18 protein-coding genes are annotated in these 17,686 nt (G+C 59.7%); 4 read left to right on the forward strand and 14 right to left on the reverse strand.

Annotated elements, in window-relative coordinates; all coding sequences use genetic code 11:
* Positions 1-301: 301 nt before the first annotated feature.
* Entirely contained in the window at positions 302-988 is a 687-nt protein-coding gene (locus O7B34_RS20810; protein ID WP_337147826.1) for a GntR family transcriptional regulator, read from the reverse strand.
* Between the two features lie 184 nt (positions 989-1,172).
* Here O7B34_RS20810 and O7B34_RS20815 point away from each other — a divergent pair, with 184 nt between their 5' ends.
* On the forward strand, positions 1,173-2,153 hold the full coding sequence (locus O7B34_RS20815; protein WP_337147827.1) for a GlxA family transcriptional regulator: 981 nt from the start codon (positions 1,173-1,175) through the stop codon (positions 2,151-2,153).
* A gap of 699 nt (positions 2,154-2,852) precedes the next feature.
* Here O7B34_RS20815 and O7B34_RS20820 read toward each other — a convergent pair.
* The 12 genes from O7B34_RS20820 to O7B34_RS20875 all read right to left on the reverse strand — a co-directional run bounded on the left by O7B34_RS20820 (position 2,853) and on the right by O7B34_RS20875 (position 15,865).
* A complete protein-coding gene (locus tag O7B34_RS20820) occupies positions 2,853-5,000 on the reverse strand; it encodes a type IV secretory system conjugative DNA transfer family protein (protein WP_337147828.1) in 2,148 nt (715 codons plus the stop codon).
* A gap of 11 nt (positions 5,001-5,011) precedes the next feature.
* Positions 5,012-6,037, reverse strand: a complete 1,026-nt coding sequence (virB11, locus tag O7B34_RS20825; protein WP_337147829.1) for a P-type DNA transfer ATPase VirB11 — start codon at positions 6,035-6,037, stop codon at positions 5,012-5,014.
* The gene (virB10, locus tag O7B34_RS20830) at positions 6,034-7,497 is read right to left on the reverse strand and encodes a type IV secretion system protein VirB10 (RefSeq protein ID WP_337147830.1); all 1,464 of its coding nucleotides are present in this window, start codon (positions 7,495-7,497) and stop codon (positions 6,034-6,036) included. Before virB10 ends, virB11 begins: the two co-directional genes overlap by 4 nt.
* The gene (locus tag O7B34_RS20835; RefSeq protein WP_337147831.1) at positions 7,497-8,294 is read right to left on the reverse strand and encodes a TrbG/VirB9 family P-type conjugative transfer protein; all 798 of its coding nucleotides are present in this window, start codon (positions 8,292-8,294) and stop codon (positions 7,497-7,499) included. The genes virB10 and O7B34_RS20835 overlap by 1 nt, the downstream gene beginning before the upstream one ends.
* On the reverse strand, positions 8,291-9,010 hold the full coding sequence (locus O7B34_RS20840) for a virB8 family protein (protein ID WP_337147832.1): 720 nt from the start codon (positions 9,008-9,010) through the stop codon (positions 8,291-8,293). Before O7B34_RS20840 ends, O7B34_RS20835 begins: the two co-directional genes overlap by 4 nt.
* A gap of 67 nt (positions 9,011-9,077) precedes the next feature.
* Positions 9,078-10,121 (reverse strand): type IV secretion system protein, encoded by a 1,044-nt coding sequence (locus O7B34_RS20845; RefSeq protein ID WP_337147833.1) that lies wholly within the window; start codon positions 10,119-10,121, stop codon positions 9,078-9,080.
* A 182-nt stretch (positions 10,122-10,303) separates the two neighbouring features.
* Complete coding sequence (locus O7B34_RS20850) at positions 10,304-11,038, reverse strand: type IV secretion system protein (RefSeq protein ID WP_337147834.1); 735 nt, start codon at positions 11,036-11,038, stop codon at positions 10,304-10,306.
* Between the two features lie 9 nt (positions 11,039-11,047).
* A complete protein-coding gene (locus O7B34_RS20855) occupies positions 11,048-12,205 on the reverse strand; it encodes a lytic transglycosylase domain-containing protein (protein ID WP_337147835.1) in 1,158 nt (385 codons plus the stop codon).
* Positions 12,189-14,591 carry a VirB4 family type IV secretion system protein gene (locus O7B34_RS20860; RefSeq protein WP_337147837.1) on the reverse strand — a complete coding sequence of 801 codons (2,403 nt, stop codon included), beginning with the start codon at positions 14,589-14,591 and terminating at the stop codon, positions 12,189-12,191. The genes O7B34_RS20855 and O7B34_RS20860 overlap by 17 nt, the downstream gene beginning before the upstream one ends.
* Positions 14,588-14,881 (reverse strand): type IV secretion system protein VirB3, encoded by a 294-nt coding sequence (locus O7B34_RS20865; protein ID WP_337147838.1) that lies wholly within the window; start codon positions 14,879-14,881, stop codon positions 14,588-14,590. The genes O7B34_RS20860 and O7B34_RS20865 overlap by 4 nt, the downstream gene beginning before the upstream one ends.
* A 3-nt stretch (positions 14,882-14,884) precedes the next feature.
* Positions 14,885-15,199 (reverse strand): TrbC/VirB2 family protein, encoded by a 315-nt coding sequence (locus O7B34_RS20870; protein WP_337147839.1) that lies wholly within the window; start codon positions 15,197-15,199, stop codon positions 14,885-14,887.
* A gap of 12 nt (positions 15,200-15,211) precedes the next feature.
* On the reverse strand, positions 15,212-15,865 hold the full coding sequence (locus tag O7B34_RS20875; RefSeq protein ID WP_337147840.1) for a lytic transglycosylase domain-containing protein: 654 nt from the start codon (positions 15,863-15,865) through the stop codon (positions 15,212-15,214).
* An 87-nt stretch (positions 15,866-15,952) separates the two neighbouring features.
* Here O7B34_RS20875 and O7B34_RS20880 point away from each other — a divergent pair, with 87 nt between their 5' ends.
* From O7B34_RS20880 to O7B34_RS20890, 3 genes are read left to right on the forward strand one after another with little or no spacing between them, the layout of a single operon-like run.
* Entirely contained in the window at positions 15,953-16,555 is a 603-nt protein-coding gene (locus tag O7B34_RS20880; protein WP_337147841.1) for a hypothetical protein, read from the forward strand.
* Complete coding sequence (locus tag O7B34_RS20885; protein WP_337147843.1) at positions 16,552-17,100, forward strand: thermonuclease family protein; 549 nt, start codon at positions 16,552-16,554, stop codon at positions 17,098-17,100. The genes O7B34_RS20880 and O7B34_RS20885 overlap by 4 nt, the downstream gene beginning before the upstream one ends.
* Positions 17,097-17,261: a hypothetical protein gene (locus tag O7B34_RS20890; protein ID WP_337147844.1), complete on the forward strand. Its 165-nt coding sequence runs from the start codon at positions 17,097-17,099 to the stop codon at positions 17,259-17,261. Before O7B34_RS20885 ends, O7B34_RS20890 begins: the two co-directional genes overlap by 4 nt.
* Here O7B34_RS20890 and O7B34_RS20895 read toward each other — a convergent pair.
* A complete protein-coding gene (locus tag O7B34_RS20895) occupies positions 17,258-17,602 on the reverse strand; it encodes a hypothetical protein (RefSeq protein WP_337147845.1) in 345 nt (114 codons plus the stop codon). The genes O7B34_RS20890 and O7B34_RS20895 overlap by 4 nt on opposite strands.
* Positions 17,603-17,686: the final 84 nt, after the last annotated feature.

The following is a 17,686-nucleotide window of genomic DNA, read 5'->3' on the forward strand; positions in this document are numbered from 1 at the left end:
TTTTATACGGAAAAAACACAGTTCGGCCCGAAGGCTGTCAACCAAAGCATCGTCCGGGCCACAAATGTGACAACAGCCCCGTTGCAGGCGAAGCCGCCCAGGCAAGCAGGGAAGCCGCTCGCGACCCAGCACCGTGACAGATCAATGCTGAGAAGGGAGGCCTGCCTTTAGGGCGCGGCATGCCCTCTGCGCCCTGCGAATACTGAGGCCTCTCGCCAGCAGGGCTGCTGCGCTGGACCAGCAGGCAAGACGAGCTATAACGCGGCAGAGAGACGTCGATCTGAAGGTGACGGCGATGCCGTCAGGAATCACCAACCAGGGCATCCGCTTTCATTCCCTGGGGCGCGATGAACATTTCCATGTTCTCGCGCGACAGTTCCCAATGCTCGAACACCAGGTCGACAACGGCGTCCTCATCGTGCGCGTCTATGGCCGAGATGAAGCCGTCATGATGTTCGACCGCCGTCTGGAGTCGCTTGCGCATGTCATTATTGCGCGGGCGGAAAAATGTATGGCCAATCCGGGCGTGATCGATCAGTAACCTTCCGAGGCTCGGTTGAAGATAGGCGTTCGCAGACATCTCGCCGATAATCTCATGAAACCTGTTATTCTCGACCACCATGGAAAGTGCGTCGCCTGACTTGCTCGCGGTGCGAAAACGCTCCTGCGTGTCCTTCAAGTCCGACATTTGTGAGGGCTTGAAATTCTGAACCGCCAGTCGGCCGATGGCGGCGTAAACCATCGGGGCAACCAAGAAGAACTGCCTGAGCGTCGAGTGGTTCATCGGGACGACCCTTGCGCCCCGGTTTGCACGGATTTCGATGTAGCCTTCGCCCTCCAGTCGGCGAAAGATTTCCCTGACCGGGGTGCGCGACAAACCGTAACGCTCGCTCAGCGCCACCTCATCCAGATCCTCGTCGGGATCGAGTTCCATCGTCAGGATGCGACGCTTCAGATCATCGTAAAGACTGCCTTTGCTTCCCTTCATGGCGCACCTTTGGAATGATTCTGCCAGCCGATCAAATTGGTCCCGTGGAAGAATCGCATGCGCTCGTGGGCGAGTCAACGGATTGTATTTTCCTGGTACACAATATATAGCCTGATGGATCGGTGGCTCGCCCCAGGACGACGCCGGATGAGCTTCGGATAGGTGCAAGGCAATTCCCGGAAAGATGGCCAAGAAGTTTGCGTTTCTCCTGGTTCGCGATTTCACCCTGTCGCCGCTTTCGCTTTTCATCGACACGCTGCGCCTGGCGGGCGACGAGGGCGATCGCAGCCGCAGGGTGGAGTTCGACTGGCAGATTGTCGGCGAACGCGGCCTGCCGATCAGGGCGAGCTGCGGCGTCGAATTGCTGCCGACCAGGGCGATCGGCAATCCGGAGGATTTCGACAACGTCGTCGTGGTCGGCGGCCTGCTCGACACGTACCGCAATCTCAATTCGGAGAAGGAGGCCTTCCTTTTGCGAGCCGCCGACAATGGCGTGCCCATAACCGCGCTTTGCACGGGAAGCTTCGTGCTGGCGCGCTATGGCTTGCTGGACGGCTATAGCGCTGCTGTAAGCTGGTTCCACATCAAGGACTTTCGGGCGGAGTTCCCGGACGTGAACGCGCATGCTGACAGTCTGTTTTCGGTCGACCGCGGCCGCTCGACATGCGCCGGCGGCACGGGCGCGGCCGACCTCGCCGGCTATTTCGTGTCGCAATTCATCGGCCAGAAGGCGGCGGAAAAGGCTGCCAAGATACTTGTGCTGGATCGAATCCGCAACATCACGGACGTGCAGCCCGTCGGCGACCTGTTTCCCGAAGCCTCGAGCCGCGCTGTGAAGCGGGCCTTGCTCCTGATGGAAAGCAATCTCCAGGAGAAGGTATCGGTCACCGAGATCGCAAGCAGGTTGAATTGCTCGAGGCGTCAGCTCGAGCGTCTATTCGGGGCCGAGTTGGGAACCAGTCCGATGGCCGCTTATTTGGCGCTACGCGTGCATTATGCCAAGTCCCTGCTGGAAGGCAGCGACCTACAGATCGGGGAAATCGCGTACCGATGTGGCTTCGGCAATGCCGCCCATTTCAGCCGCGTGTTCCGCAAGCACACCGGCATCGCGCCCACCCACCTCAGGCATCCCAACCGCCCGGCCAGCAGCCCTACCCAATCATGACCAGCAAACTCGACGTCTGCCGGAGAATGCGCAGCTTGCTATATGGCCGTGTCTGCCTCTGCCACCAAGCGCTCGGCGCTACGCGCACGCCGAAGGTCAGGTGTTCCGGACATGAGCATCAGCGACCTGCGGCAGTTACATGTACGATGAACCCACCGCAATACCTCGGCCTGGTGGCGTCACGCTGGGCACCGTCGCGCCCTCGTCGGTCCCTGCTGATAGTCGGCCTCCCATGCCCGTGGCGACCCGAACCAGTGCTCGAAGGTCAAAAAGGGCAACTGCGCTTGTCCAAGCGGCTGCTCCCTCGCGAGCTCGGACGGCCACGTGGGGTGCTGCCATTCCGCTGACGTGCCCAAATCGCGACATTTGCAGAATGCTCTAAAAAGGCGGCTCCTGGCGCAACTTTGTCGTCCCGGAGCAACCGGCTCGAGGCCACTAGCCCGTGAAACTGAATTCCACCGAAGAGCGTGCCACCTAGCCCCAGGGCTCGGCATGGAAATCCTTCGACAGGAGCAAAGAGGTACATACCGTCCGACTTGTGGGCCGCGATTGTTTGCTTCCTTGCTCCAGTCGCGCGCCGCCGAGTTGGTCAAGTCCCGTGCCGGAGGGAATTTCTGGCATCGCTTTACGTGGCTGCTGGCGCATCAAATGCGGCCCGTGCGGTTGGCTCGTTGTCGGCGATCGCCGTAGGTTGCTCGGCTAATCGACTAGATCAGGCAAAGCATCTTCGACGATTCTGAGATTTCGATCGAAAGTCTCGGTGTCGGATGCGTTGGCGCGCAGGGACTTCACGTTGTTCAGGATCGCCGCAACCGCCGCTTCTTTGTCGGGCGCTATGCGTGTCATCACCGCTTTGGCGGCCAAGGCGGAAAAATCTATGGCGGCATAAGCCGGTACGGCTGCAGCGTCTGTTGCTTTCAGCCGTTCTTTTACGATTGCGCGCAGGCCTGGCGGTGGAGCTACAGAGCCCGCTTTTGCGGCAAAGGTCGCGCCGCGCCGCAGCCGGGTCTGCAAGAGGCCTGAGTGGTAGGCGGGTGCTTTCGGCACAATCGTCGGGAGCGCAGGATATGGAACCGCCGCGGAAGCGTCCAAAGCAGGGTTTTTCGTGCGCGAAGCGTCGGCAGAGGCGGACAGGGGCATGAACGCGCGTTTGGCGAGCTGGCCGTCGGCGAAATAGAAATTGCGGGTGCCGAGGATCGGCAGTTCCCCACGCGGCAACATGAGAACCTTGTTCTTGTCGAGCGTACGGATTTCGTCCGGCCGCATCAGGGGCCGCCGCACTTCCTTGCGGTGCTCGGAGCGCGTGTAGTAAGTGTCGAACAACGTTGCCTTGGTGCGCGTAACGTCCTTTTGCACGTCCGACGTTTCGCCGAGCTGCTCCGAAACGTAGCGCAGATCGTCCGCGTCCTGCGCACCGAAAAAGATCTGCACGCGAGCAGCGTTGATGAGCGTCTTGCGCCCTTCCTGGCGATAAATCTCGTCTACAGCCTTCAGCGACTGCACGAAAAACCACATGGAAACGCCATTGCCGCCGAGCACGCTCGCCATTTCGGTCACGTTCTCGAGCTTGCCAAGGTTCTGAAACTCGTCGAGCAGCACAAGCACCGGATGCTCGTCCGGACGCGGCATAGTTTCAGACATGAAGTTCATGATCTGCGTAATCAGGACGTTGAACAGCGGTCCAAGCGACGTGATCTGCTCGCGCCGCACGTCGAGATAGAGAGACAACCGGGTACGCTTGAGCGTGCGGATATCGAACGTGCTGCGCGACGTAGCTCGCATCAGACGCTCGTTGAGAAAGGGCGCCATGGCGGTCCGTACGCCGGCGTAGATTCCCGAAAACTGCCGCTCGGACATCTCAAAATATGGCAACAGGGTTTGGAGCGTGAAATGGGAGCATTCGCGGCGGCGTTCCTCGCGCAGCGAGCCGATGAATTCCAGGAGCGGCTGCTCGGCACCGTTCATGATCTCGAGGATTGTAGCGAAGGTCTTCTTCTCGTTCGGGATCGCTGGCGATTCCATGACGAAGGACGCTATGCCGGTAAAGAGAAGGCGGGCGTCGTTGACCCAATAGGGATCTGCATTCGAGGGTGGACGCGGAAACAGCGCTGCGGCGATGTTGCGAAGATCGATGTCGCGCTGCGCCGAATCCAGTGAAATGAAATCCATCGGATTGTAGCACGCCGTGTTGCCGTCCGGGTCGGCCGGCGCGAAACGGACGACCTTGCTCATGGTCGAACGATAACCCGCGGTCGCCTCATAGGTCTCGCCACGCAGGTCGAGCACGACCAGCGAATGCGGCCAGGTCAAGGCGTTCGGGATGATGAGAGACGTGCCCTTACCGGAGCGCGGCGGCCCTATGACGAAGCCGCCGATATCATCGCCATCAATCCACAATTTCTTGCCGCCGATCAGCCTGCGTTGCGTCCAGCGGATCTTGCCGGAGCGCTGGTCGCGGCCGGGCGACAGAATTTCGGCGAGCTTGCCGCCAGCTCGACCGACGAAGACGCCGCCCGCTTTCGTCAAGCCGGTTTTCGATAAGTCGCTCATCGTCATGAAGCGAGAGTCATTGTGCTTTCTCGGGCGCATGAGAAAGAAGCTGAGCAGTGGCAAGAGAGACCCTAATGCTCCTGCTGCAACGGCGTATTGCACCCGGCCCAAATTTCTCGCAGTCACGTCAGCCCAGGCCAGACGAACAACCGGCAGGGGATTGGCGTTCAGCTCGTCAAACAGGACGTGGGAGCCAGTCCGGTACCAATCTGTCGCGGTATAGGCGACCGTGAAGAGCAGGGCCCCCAGGGCCATAGCCAGGAGCACCATGAAAATTGCTGTTGCGATTTTCTGCATGGACGGCCCCGCTAGATTGTCTCCGCCTTGGTGAACTTGATCTCGCTGATGCCGCGCCGTCCGCCTTCGGTGCGGACCATCTGGACGACCACCGGAATGACTTCGCGCAGGTAGTCGAGAATTTCGCTTCGTGCGAGGCCCGAGTTGCTCTGCATGACCATGAGCGCCAGCCGCTCGTAGGCGGACCGGGCGGAATTGGCGTGAACGGTCGTGAGCGAACCCGGGTGGCCGGTGTTGATCGCCTGGAGGAACGCGAAGGTTTCAGCGCCGCGTAACTCGCCCAACAACAGACGGTCGGGTCGCATGCGAAGCGAGGCTTCGAGAAGCTGTTGCGCGGAGACTTTGGCAAGGCCCTGGTCGCCCTTCGATGCTATCAGCGTGACGTTGTTGGGAGCCGGCGGCCGCAGTTCGCGGGTGTCTTCGATCGTGATGATCCGTTCATGGGCCGGGATTTCCTTCAGGAGTGCATTCAAGAACGTCGTCTTGCCGGTCGACGTGCCGCCTGAAACGACCATCGAGACGCGGTTGCGCACTGCATACTGCAGGAACTCCATCGGCGACGTGTCCTGCAACATCTCGACAAGTCGCTTTTCTTCGACGGACAGCGCCAGGCCGCTGCCCATCGCCGTGTTCTCGAACGCGCCGAGATCCTTGTAGGCATCAAGGCTCATATCCATGATGACCTGCTTGCGAATCGAAATCGCCCCGCCTTCGGGGGCCGCGGGCGGCAAGATGCATTGGATGCGCTCACCCGAGGGTAGAGCAGCTGACAGGACCGGCTTTTCTTCGTTGATGACCTGATTTGTCGCCGAGGCGACGCCCGTCGAGATGTTGCGAATCCAGCCGGGCGTGACCTCGCGCTTGACGACGTGCTCCATTTCCTTAGCGCCGAGGCGTTCGATGAACAATTCACCTGGCCTCTTGATCGCAATCTCGGAAACCGAGTCTTCGTTCAAATAGGACCATATTGGCTCCAGATGAGCGCGCAGGACCGGGGCTCTTACCCAAGGGTCGGGGAGGGGATGCACGGCGTTCATTTAACCGGGCTCCCATAGCCGGGATAAAAATGATCCTTTGGCGTCGCGTAAAGGGGCGTCGGATCGATCGCGGTCTTCGGCCGCCCACCTGCCTTCATTCGTGCAACTTCTTCCTGAACGGGATCGGCGTACAAATCCGAGAAATCGAGATCTCGCCGCACCAGCACGACAACCGATGTGCCCTGGTCCACGTGGACTGTCGGGCCAATGTTCTGCGTGTCGCGAAATGCCTCTTGCGCGAGTTGCTGCAGGGCGGTCGATGACTTGTCGAAAGCGATGCCGCGGGCGTCGCGCTGCGAGCCATTGCCACCATAAGTTACGGTCGTGCTCTCGCCGGTTACGGGATCGATCGTCGTCACCTGGCGCTGTTGTCCATCCTGGCCGCTATCCCCAAGCGAGGACAGATATTCAGAGGCGCCGCCAACGACGGAAAGCATGATGGCGTTGCCGTACCGTTCAACCCAGTGCGTATCGACACGGCCGCCCATGCCACCGCGGCCGAGCGCGTCTGCACCAGGCGATTTGATATCGACGGAAATGCCGTCCGAGCGGATTACTCTGTTCCAGACGATGAACACACGCTTCTGACCGCGCGCAAGCCCCGAGCGGTATTCCCCGGTCAGGCGCGACCCTTTCGGGATGAGAATCCGCCTGCCGTCGAGCGAGAAGACATCCTCACGCACGACCGCGCGCACGGCACCGGGAAGGTCGGTGTTAACAGCGGTTTCCAAATAGCCACGAAGGATCGTTCCTTCAGGGATCAACGCATCGGTGCGTCGGAAGACCCTGGCTTTGACGACACTGGAAGAACTTGCCTCTGACTGCGCCAGGAATGCCTTGTTGGAATCGCTATCGGCGCCGGGGACCGGGACGATCTGACCGTCGGGCGCGATTTCGACCTGTGCCGCCTGGGCGCCGGTATCCGTCGAGCCGGTTTCACCATTCGTCACCATCTGATTGGACCGCAGGCGTTCCCACACCGCCTTTTCGTGCTCGGCGGCCTCAGCCTTGCGACGAGCCTCTTCGTCAGCCGCGGCCTTGCGGCGGGCTTCTTCCTCTTCGGCCTTGCGGCGAGCTTCCTCGGCCGCCATTTGTGCCTCCAGTGCGCGGCGCTGCGCATCAAGGTCGGCGCCCTCCTGAACGGTCTGATCGACATTGTCAGCTTGCTGCGTGCCCTTCTGGTCGGCGGCTGGTGGCGGCACCACGATCTGGTCGATCGTGCCGTCGGCAGGCTGTGGCGGCTCGTTCAACGCCGGCGGGCGAAACTCCGGCGGGTTGAAGTTTTCCTCGGCATCGCTGCGAAGATCGCGCGACACCGGCTCTCGAGGCCAGTTCAGCCATATCAGCCCGCCCACGAGCAACACACCGAGGCCGACCAGGGCTATCCTGGTACCGACTCCCGCACCGCGGCGTGCGACAGACGGGCTGCCGTCCAGTTGGTTATAGTCAATCTGCGTCATCACTGCCCCCCGCTGGATCCGAACAGGGTGGAACCGCGTGTCAGTTTCGTTGGACCGTAAACCTGCTCGACTGGGTCGATGGTGTTGGGTCGCGCCCGGTTGTAGAGGCAGAGCGTCTTGCCATCGGCTCGCAGTGTGAATTGGCGGGCCACCTTGTCGATTACGGTGTATTTGCCCTGCGTGCGGACGTTGACCAGTGACTCATGGCGCTTGTCGTCGACCACGAAAATCGCCGGAATGTCACCCTTGAACTCCAGAAACACCTTCGTGCCGTCGTCGAACACGGTGCGCGGCTTCAAGCTGTCGTCGCCCTTATAGGCATAGTCGTAGTTGAGATCGGCATAGTTCAGATCCTTCAGATCCGGATCGGCGGCGCTCTCCTTGGCTTGGGAGAGCAGCCGCGCGTTGATATCCTCGTCCGGGTATTTGAACCGGACCTGGAAGGATGCCCGGTCGCGATCATTGTCGGTCCCCTGCAGCAGCAGCGAGTAGACACGGCGGTTGGTGACAACGTTGACATTGGTCCACGCATCGCGCTCCAGCGGCTTGACGAACAAAAATCTGGATCCACGTTTGGGAATGATCGACCAGCCCTTCGTGTCGCCAGCGGAGACAGTTTCGATGACTTCGGTCGGACTGAGTTCGACCATGGTTGAAATACCGAGAGCGGCGCGCACCGTGGTCACCTCGTCATTGTTGAAAGTGACATATCGGATGCGGCCATCGCGTGCGGCCGCGCCATGGGTCGCGCCGAATAGAAGGGCGGCACACAGCGCTAGCTTCACGCGCCGTCTCATTGCAGGTTCCCTGCAGTCGGCGCTGATTCCTGGTCGCGGCGGTAATCCGTAACCTGAAATCCCAACGGGTTATCGAAACGCCATTCGTTCTTGAGGGGTGTCGAGGTGTAGCGGAATTTTATCACCGCCACCCAATTATCGACCGTGGACGAATTGTCCCGCCGCGTCGTCGTGGCAAAGCGTACCGAGGCTGTGTTGCGATTGAGCAGGGAAACCGACTTGATCTCGACCGAGATGGTGGCATTGCGGCCATAGGTCTTGTCCCGCGATTGGGGATTTGCAGGCGTGAAAAGCCATGTCAAATCCTTGGACGCCGCGTCGGTGGAGTAGAGCTGCGCCAGGTCGTAATTCTGTTTCAGTTCACGGGAATCGAAGGTTTCGCGGGCCCTGATGTAGCGGACCAGATTTGCCGCCGTGACGGCTTCGTTCTGCGACAAGTCTCCAGGCTTGAGCGCGCGCATGATCTCGAGATAGCCCGTCGATTTGTCGACCTCCACAACATACGGTTCGAACTGCCGGAGCGGCAGGATCAGCACGAGCGCCAGCAGGGACAGCACCGCCACCAGTCCGGAAACGCCGCTAACGATCCATGCCAATGTGCGCGATCGACGCATTGACCTGTGCGTGTCGTCTTCCCAGGTCGCACCCGCCCTGTAATAGCGATTGTCGACGAGCTCGCCGCCGCCGTTAGCAGCTGTTTCCGATGGATTTGACACTTTCCTGTTGCCTCGTTTGCGCGACGATCCCGATCCAAGGGCCGCTATCGGTGATCATTCTTGTGTTCTAGGCCAGAGGCCTGGCGTTATCGCGCGCACCTTGCTGGATGGCAGACCGAGCTGCGTCGTCCGCCCTTGCCGCTCGCGAAGATCGGAAGCTGTTTGCCGCTAACTGTCGGGCGCTCCGAGCGGCGCGGCCGGCGGCCCATTGGGCGCCAGAGTAGCGCATGGCGTTTCTGCCGAACCTCCCATATGAGTAGCGAGCTCCCACGGTGCTGAGATACCCGCCGCCATTCAGGATGGAAGCAATCGATGGGATCTGCATGAGAACGTAGATTCCGATGATCGTCACCAGCACCAAGGGCAGCACCAAGGACATTTTGCTGTCCATGGTCGCACCGCCGGTCGTGGCGGTGTTCAGCGCCGCATTGACGAGCGAGAAGTAGAATCCGAGAAAGCCGTAGATCAGGATTTGCTGGATCATCAGAAAGGTGGTGAGCGAAAGGAAGCCTTCGCTCATTCGCGAGGACCAGCGGTAAAGCCAAAGAATGATCCATATCGGCGCTAGAGCGAGGGTAATGAACAACATCACTTTGGCGGCGATGATCGCCGCAATGGCGAGCGCTGCGAAGATGATCGCCGACAGCAGGACGAGCAGCGACAAGAGCGCGCCAAAAATGTCGTAGAAGGATCCGCTATAGACCTGATTGGCGACGTCCTGCGCCCCTTGGTAGAGATTGTCGATAAGCGCTGGAATTGCCGCCTGGTCGTTGAGCTGATTCCCGGTGGCTCGCGACACGGCGCCGACAATGATCTTGCCCACCTCATCTGGAATGCTTTGAACAAGCTGGTAGATCGTCGCGGAAAATGTACCCCATCCGGTCAGCAGCAGATAGATGATGACGGCGCGGCCCAGGCGATAGGCCGCTTCGAGCGGCGAAATCGACTCTCGCCCGCTCAGGATGGAGTAGCCCCACCATACGATATAGAGGGTGAGCATGAGGGTGAAGACGTTGCCCATCGCATTGCCCAACTGCATGTAGACGGTGCGGACGAAGTCCTCGCCGATGTTGTCAATGCCACCGAGAATGCTTTCGGCAAGACCGTTCATGGATCCTCGTCAATGATGCTGGCGAACGGCGTTGAATTAACCGGCTTAAGCCCACCGCATTCGTCGGCGTCGGCATACGCCAAAGGCCCGCACGGCGCTTTCAGTTCGCGATTTGCGCATCCGAACAGCACTGCGCCGAGCCCAATCACAGCGCATATACGCAGCACTCGCCTCGATAAGCGCTAGCCTCCGCTCTTGCCAAATTCCGCGAACGGATTGACGTTGCGCGGTGTCATCATCTTCTGCACCTGGCTTTGGCGAAGAAGATCTCCCTTCAGCTTCTCATTCAGGGCCGCGACCGCACCATTCTGGACGCCGATCAATTCGTTGACCGCGCGAGCGTTTTCCAGCTGCATTCGGGTGTTCTGATCCACCGATCCCTTGACGTCCTGCGACTGCCCAATCTGCCCGCTCGCGGACTGCAATGACTGTTGGCGCGTGGTGACGCCCTGCGAGGCCTGCGAAGTCAGCGCGCTTAGCAGCGAGGCCACATTGACGCTGCCGCCATAGGCTGTGTTGACGGCGCTCGTTTCCTCGCCGGCAATTTGCTGGAGTTGCTTCACCAGCTGGAGCCCATTGATGACGGCGCCGGCGATTTTCTGGATTTCGGGGGAAAGGCCACCAAACGAAAGCGCGCCGCCATTCAGGATTGATCCGAACGACGGAGCCTGCGCAATCGACATGTTGCCGCCAAGGCCCGTTTGTCCGATCCCGAGCGAACCATCACGACTGCCGCTGAGAGCCTGCAGGATCTCCTCGCTCTTTTTCAGAATATCCTTGTTCGAATCCATGATGGAGTTGGTGTTCTCCGCATTCTTGCGGGCGACATCGAGATTGGCGCCATCGATGACCGCAATCTGTGCAAAGCCCGCGGTCGTCCAAAGCGCCATGCCGGCAGCGATCGCGAATTTCTTCATGTCAGCCTCCTATTGCTGTAGAGAATTGATCACGCTGGTAGCGCCGGCAGGATCACTGGTGATGATGATCGAGCGGCTGTCGGCCGAGCTTGCCCCTACGTTCTCAACCGCGCATGGAAGCCACCGGCCGCGATCGATGTTCAACCGTTCCAGTTCCGCGGGATCACAAGAAAACGGGTTTGGAGAGCCGCTCTTCGGCTGTTGCACCAGCTTGGACGACTGCGATGCCTGCACGTTCTGCAACGATAGAAGTTGGGCCAGCAACGCCGTAAAATCTCCGGCCTGGGCGAGGTACTGGTTGGTGACATCGGCGTTGATCCCACGAGCCGACGAGTTCAGCTCCCAAGCGTCCTTGTATTCAGTCACCTGGCCAACATGGCCCGACAGCGCGTCGATTGCCGCGTTGTTGGCGCCCAGCTGCGATGAACTTGCATCGAGACCGCCAGCCGCCTTCCTCACCGCACCCATAGCGTCGTTCTGGGCCGAGCCGCCCGCGCCGTCGGCCGTTACGATCGAGAATGGTGGCGGTGCGGCGGCCGGAGCCTTGCCGCTCGATACATAGTCGTTGAAGTAGCTGTTCCAGCGGCCGACACCGCCGGCCCACCCTCTTTGCTCGCCGGCGTTCGATCCGTTGTAGAAGGAGGCGAGACAGCTGTAATTCGTCGCCCCGCATTGCTTCACGCCCATTCCGAGATATTTGACACCGCCTTCGACGTTCTGCTCGTTCAGGTCGCGGTCAAGTCCCATGGACTTGCCAGTGCCCTTGGTCAGCTGCATGACGCCTTTGACGCCGGTGTGGCTCCCGGCGCATGTGTCGAAGCGTGATTCCTGATAGGCAACGGACAGCGCCAGGCCTTCGGGCACGCCGTATTTTTGCGCATAATAGCGGATTATCTTCACGTTGCCCGCGTCGCGCTGCAACGCTTCGGCCGGGGATCGGCGAAACATTTGTGAGCGGTATTTGTTCGAATAGGTGCAGACGACGCTTTTCTTCTTTTCGGTTTCGTCCTTCTTGGCTTCGTCCGACTTTGTGCTGTGCTGCTCGTCCTCTTGCCGCTTGTCGAGGTTCGACCCGTCGATGACCGCGATCTGAGCGACAGCCGCGGTCGTGCTTCCCGCTGTCGCAAGAGCCACGGCCAGACAAGCGCGGCTAAGCCGCTTCGTCATGCTCGTTCTCCCATCCGCAGAAGTATGGCAGCCACATTTCCGGCTCGTCGCCGAAGGCCTCCCGTAGCCGTGCGCATTCCTTGCTGTTGGCTTCGTTCGAGGACAAGACCTTGATGAGATCGGGCATCGCCGACAAATCGAGCTTCGCTACGATCGAGTCGCTGTCGTGCTTGACGAGGAAGGTGCGTGTTTCCTTCGCGGTTCGGCGCACGAACTCGAATTCCTTCGCTGTCAGGGAGAAGCGCTCCACGTAGGATTCTTTGCTCGCCTTGGGGTTGGGGAAGAAGATGTTGGTCTTCGTTTGCTCGATCAGTGACGACGAGATGGAGGAGCTGACGACGTCTTCCGCTGTCTGCGTGCCAAAGCCGACCACGCCGTTGCGACGACGAATGGTCTTCAGCGTCTCATTGATGAAAGCAGCGAAAACCTCGTCGTCCAGCAGCTTCCAACCTTCATCGAGGAAAAGCATGATCGGCGAGCCGTCGATGACGTCTTCGAGACGATGGAAGATGTAGAGCAACGCCGCCGAGCGCAGCTTTTGGTCGCCCAGGATCTTGGTCATGTCGAAGCCGACAACCGGCTTTGAGAAATCGATGAGATCGACGGGATTGTTGAAAAGCCAGCCCTTGTCCTTCGGATCGAGCCAGGGTTGTATCCGCGCGGCCAAATCGTTCATGCCAGGCATTAGCGAACCCCGCAGCACTTCGGGCAGCAGGTCGAAAGTGCGCTGTTCGCGCGGGATTTTGTAGACCATGTCGACGGCGGCGTTGATGACACGCATCTCCGCCACATCAAGCGCGCCGCTCTCCGGCGTCAGAATGTAGATAAGCAAATCTTCCAGGAAAGAGCGGTTTTCCGCCGTGTCATCAAGCTGCAATGGCGCGAAACCGGTCGGCTGGGAAGGTTCCATCACCTCGTAGCGACCGCCGAGCGCCCGAACAAAAATTTCAGCGCCGCGCATATAGTCGAAATAGACACATCGCGGGCGCGGCATGATGCGCATGGCCTGCGCCATCAGGAACGACAGCACCACGGTTTTGCCCGAGCCGGTCGGGCCGAACACCGTGAAGTGCCCGACATCGTGAACGTGGAAATTGAAATAGTAGGCCGTCTGGCTGGTCGTCTCGAGCAAGGCGATGGGCCTGTTCCAATGCAGCCGCTCACGTTGGCCGGACGGGAAATTGTGTCCTGAAAAAAGGCCGGCGAAATTCAGGGACGAAATCAAAGCACGTCGCGCGATGTAGCTGAAATTTCCCGGCAACTGCGCCCAGAAGGCCAGTTCCGTGTTCAGTGTCTCGCGGACCGGAACGATCGACATGCGCGAGAGCTCCGCCGTAATGTCGGATAGCGCGCGGTTAAGGCCATTCATGGCCGAGGCCAATGCCATGACGCTCATGTGATGTTGTCCGAAGACGACTTCGCCGCCGGCCAGTTTGTCGGCGCCGTCGTGGACGGACTCCTCGACCGTTGTGCCCGCCTCGTCGGAACCCTCAACCTGGTTGGCGATCGTGTTGATCCTGCGCATCGCCGTGACACGGTCTTCGATCGCGAAACTCTGCGTCAGGACAAACTCATGTGGCAGGCGCAAGAGACCGTCCAAAGAGCCCGGAGCGGTGAACGGCGGGTATTCCTTGATCGATACCATGGCGCCGAGCTTGGCTGCGTCCGGCCCGCGAAGTTCCAGCGCCGACTTGCCAAAAAACAGCTGTCGCGTTGCCAGCACGTCGCCAAGGGACATGCGCGGCAAAGGCATTTCCACGTCACCGCCGCCTGCGAGGATCTTCGCCAGAAATTCGGCGGGCTCGGAAAAGAAGCTGTCGCGACGCTTCACGACACCGAGAAGACGCCCCCCATAAGCGGTGAAATCCTTGACCATGCCGTCGAGGATGTCATGCAGTTCGACTATCGCCTCTTCACGGGTTTCTTCGCCCGCGGTGCTGATGCGGAATGCATTGAGCGCCTTGTCCACCAAGCCAACCCGGCCGACCATCGGACGGCGTATGACCGTCAGATACGCCTCGTTGACGAAAAGGTTTTTCGACCCAAGCTCATCCATGTAGCGGGCATCGAGCTCGGCCACGAAAGGATTATCAAAGTCGCCTTCGATCTCGGGCGTCACGTGGCGGCGGATGATCGTTGTGTAGACGGCAAATCGAGAGGTTGACAGGTTGCGGAACGTGGTATTGCGGTTGAACATTCGACTGTTCAATTCGGCCTGGTCCATTGTCTGGAACGGCAGGCCGCTGAGCTGGATGGCGCCGACCAGAAAGCCGCTCTTCGTCACGATCAGATTGTCATCGACATGGCGAAGGTAGGGGATGTGCATCGCCGCGGGTTTTTCGCGGCGGCGCTCACGGCCAAATTTCAGGTCGGCATCGAGGTTCATGGCGAATAGCTCCTCGCCCCCCAGAAAGTGAGGTTCGCCACCGCTCCGCGTTTGGAGATGCGCCGCTCGAAAATATGAAAAATATTGGGGTCGCGCTGGCACAGATATGCGCTGACCAGATGCACCACGCCAAACACGCCAAGACCGAGCATGAAGCTGCTCGTGGCGATAAAGCCGATCACCGCCAAGATGCCGTTCAGTGCAAAAACTTCATATCGAACCCCCCATTTCATCGGGGGGCGTGTCAGGGGCAGGCTGACCGGCTCGACATAGACTTCCTCGTCGTCCATATCTCAGCTGCCTCCCGCCGTCGCGCGAACCGCGTCCACCAGCTGGGCAGCGCCGAAGATCAGAGCGATGCCGATGATGATGGAAAAAGCCATCATCCAAGCCAGCCGCCCCGTCATGGCGAGGAAGCCGAGAAAACAGACCGCGATGATAGCGAATGAGCGTGCTATGTTGCCCTGCAGAACACCGACGAACCACTCCAGCACGTTTTCCACTGGCGCCGCCGATTGGGCGTACGCGGTGGCTGGCGCCAGAGCTATTCCGAGCGCCGAGGCCAAGGCCAGTTTCAGGGCAAATTTGCCCGCTTTCCTGTATTCCACCCTTGGCTCCTTTCAGTTGCCGAAATCCATGACATGACCATCCTGCCAAGAGTCCTCGCTTGCTGGCGGAGCGGCCGCGAGCGTTTCGGATTTGGTCAGGGCGGACTTCTTCACGACACCGCCGAACTTCCAGCGGTTTAAAATTTTCACGATGTATTCAGCCGTCTCCGGATTCACCGGAATGCCCTGCGCCTTGTAGACGCTGTTGGGCCCGGCGTTGTAAGCTGCAAGCATCAGCAGCGGATCCTGGAACTCGTCATAGAGTGACTTGAGATAGCGCAAGCCAGCCCGAACATTCGCCTGCGTATCGCAACGGTCGCTCACGCCGAGATCGGCCGCCGTGCCCGGCATCAGCTGCATGATCCCGAGGGCTCCGGCCTTGGACTGATCCTGACTGGCGCCGAGATCGCTTTCAGCCCAGGCAATCGCCTCGGCTAGATCGACGTCGAAGCCTTCGTCCCGCGCGATTGAACGCACAAGTTCGGCGACTTCAGTACGCTTTCCGGTTTTGCACGCCCGCGGCCCTTGCTTCCCGACTGATGCAAGGGCTTGCGCCGGCGTTGCAAAGGCGACTGCGACGCGGTCTGATGCCAGATCCCGGGCGTCCGCTTCCAACGGCATTGCAGCAGCACACAGGGTGAGCAGAAGAGCGAATCGAGTGTTCATACTGTCGCCAAAATTTAACACTTTACTATGGCTACACGCAGCCCTAGTAAACTGTCAACACCATATGCACCGAGGGAAAGGATTTCGATGAAACAGATTGCCCTTTGCACGGTTTTGCTGCTCCAGGGCACCGCGGCTTATGCTGCAGGCGCCGACGCCCCAAATGCCTTCGCGCAGCCGTCGGAGCGCTACCTGCTTCAATTTGCCAAGCCGGGCGAGAAGGTGTTCGTCTATGAGCGCTACGATGCGAAAGGCGCGCTCTTTCAGCGCGACGCGTCCGCCCTCAGCTCGCCGGTTAAGGTGCCGTCGGCGACTGAGCGCATCATCAACGGCGTAACCTATCGACTGCGCGGTCTTGCGGCATGCCCAAAACCAAAGATCACATACAAGACGCAGGAGTGGGACTGCACGAAGGCCGCGCAGGACTATGAAGACGGAATCTACAACGATCGTGCTTCTGTCGTGCTTTGCAAAACACTTGTGCTGCAGAGCAAGAAGGAGGAACCCGACGCCGTGTCGTGTTTTTCTCTCGTGGGTGCGGGCAATACAAACGACCCGTATAACGTCGCCTACGACGATGACGAAATGGTTTTCCTCGACATGGCCGCAATCGGACGCAACAAGGACGGGAAGTCGCTGCGCCCCGATCTGGAGCATTCCGCCGAACTCGGTGGACAGTTCCAGGAATGAAACAGGCGCGCTTTGCAGTGATGGCTGCATTTGGTTTGTGCGCATCCGCACAGGCGCAGGATGCATCCGAATCTGCCGCGCCAACGCCCTTCGCGGTATCGAAATCGGCTCAACTTCTGACCGGAGATACCTGGCGCGACGGAGACCGCCTTTTCCGCCTCTATGGCGTCCAGTCATGTCTTCGCGGCACGTCGGCTGAAGAGCCAAATGGAACCAAAATCGATTGCGGGAACACCTCACTGGCGCACCTGGCCGCCCTGTTCGATAGCGCGGCGGTGACATGCCAGCCGATCGGCTACGCCCTCGACAAGGCGGTTTTTGTCGTGTGCGGTGCGCAGTTGAATGGCGAGACAATCGACGTCGGCACCGCGCTTGTTGCGACCGGATACGCGTTCGCCGCTACGACAGCAAAGGGCAAAGCCGTCAATGAGAACTACCTCGTCGCGGAAATCAACGCTAAGATGAAACGGACAGGTCTGTGGGGCACGACGTTTCAGCATCCTGTGCAGCTGCTGCTAAACAAGCGGTCGGAGATACAACAATGAAGCACGACGATGAGGCGCACAAATATTACTATCCCGTGGAAGGACGCACCGAAGGCGGCATCGGCGATGCTATCGCGTTCATCGCGATCATCTTGGTGCCGGCAGGACTCTATGCGGCCTGGAATACCGTGGCTGCATGGATTTCGGCACTCTTATCCTAGGACTGCAGTTTCGTGAATGAACCGAGCAACGCGCGAAAATCGTCGACATCAACCTCGCACCAATCGTTCCCCAACAACCGACAGAAATAAGCTGCCTTCATTTTCATCTCAACGACATCGGCCACCGGCGCAGCGGCCGCGCGCCGGCGCGCGATAACCTCTTCAGCCATGACCGAATCCAATCGCCGTCCGATCAGGGTCGCGTCCGGCCCTTCGTCCCCCATCCATCGTTTGCCGAGACGTTCAACCATGGCGACTGCTCGACGATGCGCCGCGATCAGATTCGCGACCCCATCGGCCTCTTCCATCACTCCGTTGTTACAGACCACTTGAATGGCCATCGACCCGCTCCACGCTCATGACAACTCGCAAATGATACCTGGGGAGGCGAGAAAATTAGGGATGGGCACAGGCTCTCGAAGCCC

Origin of the sequence: Mesorhizobium sp. Cs1299R1N3, assembly GCF_037179625.1 — a bacterium.
Classification (GTDB): domain Bacteria; phylum Pseudomonadota; class Alphaproteobacteria; order Rhizobiales; family Rhizobiaceae; genus Mesorhizobium; species Mesorhizobium salmacidum.